Origin of the sequence: uncultured Neisseria sp. (assembly GCF_951230505.1) — a bacterium.
Lineage (GTDB): Bacteria > Pseudomonadota > Gammaproteobacteria > Burkholderiales > Neisseriaceae > Neisseria.
Genome location: NZ_CATNVN010000133.1, coordinates 1 through 5,033 on the forward strand (window position 1 = coordinate 1; position 5,033 = coordinate 5,033).

General features: G+C 51.3%; 2 protein-coding genes and 4 pseudogenes. 1 reads left to right on the top strand and 5 read right to left on the bottom strand.

Annotated features, from left to right (window positions below; translation table 11 throughout):
* The 5 genes and pseudogenes from Q1M25_RS09540 to gap all read right to left on the bottom strand — a co-directional run.
* Nucleotides 1-61: pseudogene (locus tag Q1M25_RS09540) on the bottom strand (pentapeptide repeat-containing protein); the annotation flags it as partial.
* Between the two features lie 7 nt (nt 62-68).
* Nucleotides 69-128, bottom strand: a pseudogene (locus Q1M25_RS09545) (hypothetical protein); the annotation flags it as partial.
* A gap of 11 nt (nt 129-139) precedes the next feature.
* A pseudogene (locus Q1M25_RS09550) lies at nt 140-295 on the bottom strand (hypothetical protein); the annotation flags it as partial.
* A gap of 170 nt (nt 296-465) precedes the next feature.
* Nucleotides 466-2,673 (bottom strand): DNA helicase II, encoded by a 2,208-nt coding sequence (gene uvrD / locus Q1M25_RS07985; RefSeq protein WP_300483723.1) that lies wholly within the window; start codon nt 2,671-2,673, stop codon nt 466-468.
* Nucleotides 2,674-2,773: 100 nt separating this feature from the next.
* Nucleotides 2,774-3,802, bottom strand: a complete 1,029-nt coding sequence (gene gap / locus Q1M25_RS07990) for a type I glyceraldehyde-3-phosphate dehydrogenase (RefSeq protein ID WP_300483725.1) — start codon at nt 3,800-3,802, stop codon at nt 2,774-2,776.
* Nucleotides 3,803-4,578: 776 nt separating this feature from the next.
* Here gap and Q1M25_RS07995 point away from each other — a divergent pair.
* Nucleotides 4,579-5,033, top strand: a pseudogene (locus tag Q1M25_RS07995) (sodium-dependent transporter); the annotation flags it as partial.

Consider the following 5,033-nt stretch of genomic DNA (forward strand, 5'->3'; position numbering starts at 1 on the left):
AATTTGCTCTAAATAAATTTGCTCCTCTTAAATTTGCTCTAAATAAATTTGCTCCTCTTAAATTTGCTCTAAATAAATTTGCTCCCCTTAAATCTGCTCCCCTTAAATCTGCTCCCCTTAAATCTGCTCTCCTTAAACCTGCTCCTCTTAAATCTGCTCTTATTAAATTTTTATTAGATAAATCAGCCCTTTCACCATTTTCACCATTACTATCAATCCATAATTGATGTTCTTTCAATATAGCAGAAAGGGTTTCCCGATCTATATTTTCCATAACGTATTTCCTTTTTTCCATTCGTAATTTCTTAAGGCTGATAAACAAAAATTGTTGATTCGATGAAATCAGTTGTCTTAAATAGTGTCAACAAACATCATAGCACGACCTGCCTGCCATTTACGTCATTAATGTCCTTTCGTGAGCAAAGCCCACGCTACGGGTTTCAGACGACCCCTGCCATCTCCCTTTTACATCTCTTCCAATTTCGCAAACTTGGTATCCAGCTCTTTCACGCCCTGTTTGCCGAAGTTGATGGTCAGTCGGGCGGATTCGCCTTTGTCTACGGCATCGATGATGACGCCGGTGCCGAATTTGGCGTGGCGGACGTTTTGGCCGATGCGGAAGCCTGCGTAGGTTTGGGGCTGTTTGAAGTCGTCGAGGATTTTGTCCCGTTGTACGGCGGTTTGGCGTGTGTTGCCGTAGCTGTCGTAGGCGGGTTTTTTGACGGACAGGTAGTGCAATACTTCGGGTGGGATTTCTTCGACGAAGCGGGAGACGATGCCGAATTGGGTTTGTCCGTGCAGCATGCGTTGTTGCGCCATAGTGATGTAGAGGCGTTTGCGGGCGCGGGTGATGGCGACGTACATGAGGCGGCGTTCTTCTTCGAGGCCGCCGCGTTCGGCAAGGCTCATTTCGCTGGGGAAGCGGCCTTCTTCCATGCCGGTGAGGAAGACGGCGTTGAATTCCAAGCCTTTGGAGGCGTGGACGGTCATGAGTTGGACGGCTTTTTCGCCTGCGCCTGCTTGATTTTCGCCGGATTCGAGGGCGGCGTTGCTGAGGAAGGCAAGGATGGGGAAGGCGGGGTCGTCTGAAATGTTTTCGGGCAGGGTTTCAAAGTTGCTGTCTTCGGGTTTGAACTCGATGGCGGCGTTGACGAGTTCGTCGAGGTTGTCGAGGCGGTCTTGGTTGTCGCCTTTTTGGGTTCGGTAGTGTTCGGTCAGGCCGCTGTCTTTGAGGATGCCGACGATGATTTCGGACAGGGGCATTTGTCCGACTTGGTTGCGCAGGGCTTCAATCAGGCGGACGAAGGCGGCGATTTTGGTGGCTTTTGCGCCGGCGTTGCAGGCTGCCTGCCAAAGGGTGATGCCTTGTTCGGTTGAGGCCGTCTGAAGGTTTTCGATGGTGCGTGCGCCGATGCCGCGCGGTGGGAAGTTAATCACGCGCAAGAGGGCGTTGTCGTCGTCGGGATTGACGGCGAGGCGCAGGTAGGCGAGGGCGTGTTTGATTTCTTGGCGTTCGTAAAAGCGCAGGCCGCCGTAGATTTTGTAGGGGATGCCGCTGCGGAACAGGCTTTGTTCGATAACGCGGGATTGGGCGTTGCTGCGGTAGAGGACGGCGATTTCGTCCAAATCCCAGCCTTCGCGTTCGAGGGCTTTGGTTTCATCCACGATGAATTGGGCTTCTTCGAGGTCGGTAAAGGCGGAATAGTAGCGGATTTTGTCGCCTGCTTCGGCGTCGGTGCGCAGGTTTTTGCCGAGGCGTTCGTCGTTGTTTTCGATGACGGCGTTGGCGGCGGCGAGGATGTTGCCAACGGAGCGGTAGTTTTGTTCGAGTTTGACGGGCGCGTCGATGTGGAATTCTTCCATCAGCGCGGTCATGTTGCCGACGTTTGCGCCGCGGAAGCGGTAGATGCTTTGGTCGTCGTCGCCGACGGCGAAAACGGCGGCGTTGTTGCCGGCAATCAGTTTCAGCCAGGCGTATTGCAGTTTGTTGGTGTCTTGGAACTCGTCGACCAGAATGTGGTTGAAGCGGTTTTGGTAGTGTTGGCGCAGGATTTCGTTGTTTTGCAGCATTTCGTAGCTGCGGAGCATGAGTTCGGCAAAATCGACCACGCCTTCGCGTTGGCAGATTTTGTCGTATTCGGCGTAGCACTCAATCATGCGGCGCGTGTGCGGATCGGGCGCGCTCAATACGGAAGCGCGCAAACCGGATTCTTTTTGCGCGTTGATAAAGCCTTGCAATGAACGCGGCGCGATGATTTCTTCGGCGATGTTGAGGTTTTTGAGCAGGCGTTTGATCAGGGAAAGCTGGTCGCCGCTGTCGAGGATTTGAAAGGAAGAGGGCAGGCCGGCATCGCGGTGGTGCAGGCGTAGAAAGCGGTGGCAGAGACCGTGGAACGTGCCGAGCCACATGGCGCGGACGTTGACGGGAATCATCGCGCCCAAACGGGTTTGCATTTCTTTGGCGGCTTTATTGGTAAACGTTACCGCCATAATGCTGTGTACGCTGGCCTGACCGCTTTGCAAAAGCCATGCGATGCGTGTGGTCAGTACGCGCGTTTTGCCGCTGCCCGCGCCTGCCAAAACGAGGGCGGATTGCGGCGGCCAGGTTACGGCGGAGAGTTGTTCGGGGTTTAAGCCTTGCAGGAGGTTGGGGGCGGATTCGTTGGGAAACATGAAGAGGCCGTCTGAAAATAAATGGGAATGCGATATTTTAAAGGAAATACAAAAGGCCGTCTGAAAAGATGTTTCAGACGGCCTTTGCGTTGGAAGCCGATTAGAACGGACGTACTTCCAAACCGAACATACGGCGCGCGGTGTTCAGCATTTGGCAGCTGAAGCCCCACTCGTTGTCGTACCATGCGAACACTTTAACCATTTTGCCTTCGGTTACTTTGGTCAGCGTGGAGTCGAATGTGCTGGCTTGGGTGGTGTGGTTGAAGTCCATAGAAACCAGCGGCAGGGTATTGTAGGCCAATACGCCTTTCAGACGGCCTTCTTCGGAAGCGGCTTTCATTAGCGCGTTGATTTCTTCGGCGGAAGTGTCGCGGCCTGCTTGGAAGCTCAGGTCAACCAGGGAAACGTTGACGGTCGGTACGCGGATGGCGAGGCCGTCGAGTTTGCCTTTCAGGTCTGGCAATACCAAACCGACGGCTTTTGCAGCACCGGTTTTGGTCGGAATCATGTTTTCCACGCCGCTACGCGCACGGCGCAGGTCTTTGTGGCGTACGTCGGTGACGGTTTGGTCGTTGGTCAGCGCGTGGATGGTGGTCATCACGCCGTTTACGATGCCGATGTTTTCGTTCAACACTTTGGCAACAGGCGCCAGGCAATTGGTGGTACAAGACGCGTTGGAGATAACGGTCATGTCGTCGGTAATCACGTCGTCGTTTACGCCGTAAACGACGGTTGCGTCAACATCATCGCCGCCGGGAGCGGAAATCAGCACTTTTTTCGCGCCGCTTTCCAAGTGGATTTTGGCTTTCTCTTTGCTGGTGAACGCGCCGGTACATTCCATGACCAAGTCAACGCCCAATTCGCCCCATGGCAATTCGGCAGGATTGCGGGTGGAGAAGTAAGGGATTTTTTTACCGTTGATGATGAGGTGTTTTTCATCATGGGAAACATCGGCGTCAAAGCGGCCGTGAACAGTGTCAAATTTGGTCAGGTGGGCGTTGGTCTCGATGCTGCCGCTGGCGTTGATGGCAACGATGTCGAGTTGGTCTTGCAGTTTGTAGTCGAAAATAGCGCGCACTACTTGGCGGCCGATGCGGCCGTAACCGTTGATGGCAACTTTGATACCCATGGCTTTTCCTCTTTTTTTGGGTTTGGGTTGTGGATTGAATGGCGGCAATTATAGCAAAAATGTAGTGTTGTGTAATTAATGTTTTATTGAAATTTTTTGATTCGATTATTTTTAATTGTAGATGATTAGAGTAGAAATGCGGGTTTAAAATTGATTTTATTTTTGATTTTTTGTTATTTTATTTTTTATTAATTTTATTTTTGATATTTTATGCTTATTTTAAATAATGGTGATGATGGGCGTAGAAAAAGGCGGATTGTTTTTGTTTATATTAAACAGAATTTTGGGACGGTTTCTTGATTACAACATGCAACAGTGAAATTTTCAGACGGCCCGGATTGGTCGGAAGGAAAACAGGCCGTCTGAAACATTTTGATAACGGGGGATTTGAATACGTTGGGTTGCCGCTTTTCCTTACAGGATAAGGGAAAGGCGGTTTACGGCCAGGGCGGTTGTCAGTGGGAAGGGGAGGGAAAAACGGGGCTTGGGTGTTGCGTTTGGCTTGTATATAAACGAAGTGTATGAAGATTTTAGTCGTAGTGCATGAAGATTTTCCTTGCGATTTTAATGCAATACTGACTTGCCAACAGTGTTAAATTTTTTTACGATAAGGTCAGATTATGTTTGCATGGCCATAAGCGGTGCATTCTCTAATACCGGATATTATCCTTGTCCGAATATCTATTTTAACCGGCCGGTTTGTCCGACCTGATTTCTAAATATATACGCGCAAGGCCGGGAGGCCTTGACGACACTCGATTTTTAAGAGGTTCATTGTGTCAAATTCTCAATCCAGCGAACGCGCGACGTTTAGCAGTCGCCGTGCCTTTATGTTTGCCGCCATCGGCTCGGCCGTGGGCTTAGGCAACATTTGGCGTTTCCCTTACATCGCCTTCGACAACGGCGGCGGTGCTTTCGTCCTCCCTTACTTGGTTGCGCTGTTGACGGCAGGTATTCCGCTGTTGCTGCTCGACTACGCCATCGGCCACCGTTACCGCGGTTCGCCTCCTTTGGCCTTCCGCCGCCTCGGCCGTTTGTTTGAGCCGATGGGTTGGTGGAACTTCCTGACCAACGTCATCATCTGTATCTACTACGCCGTGATTGTCGGCTGGGCGGCAAGCTATGCCTATTATTCTTTGACTTCGGCATGGGGTACGGATCCGCAGGCATTCTTCTTCAAAGACTTCCTGCAAATGGCCGATGCCAAAGACTTGGGCTTGGATTTTGTCGG

Excerpts from the sequence above, each read along its gene's own strand:
- uvrD (WP_300483723.1), bottom strand. The coding sequence starts at position 2,673 with ATGTTTCCCAACGAATCCGCCCCCAACCTCCTGCAAGGCTTAAACCCC.
- gap (WP_300483725.1), bottom strand. The coding sequence starts at position 3,802 with ATGGGTATCAAAGTTGCCATCAACGGTTACGGCCGCATCGGCCGCCAA.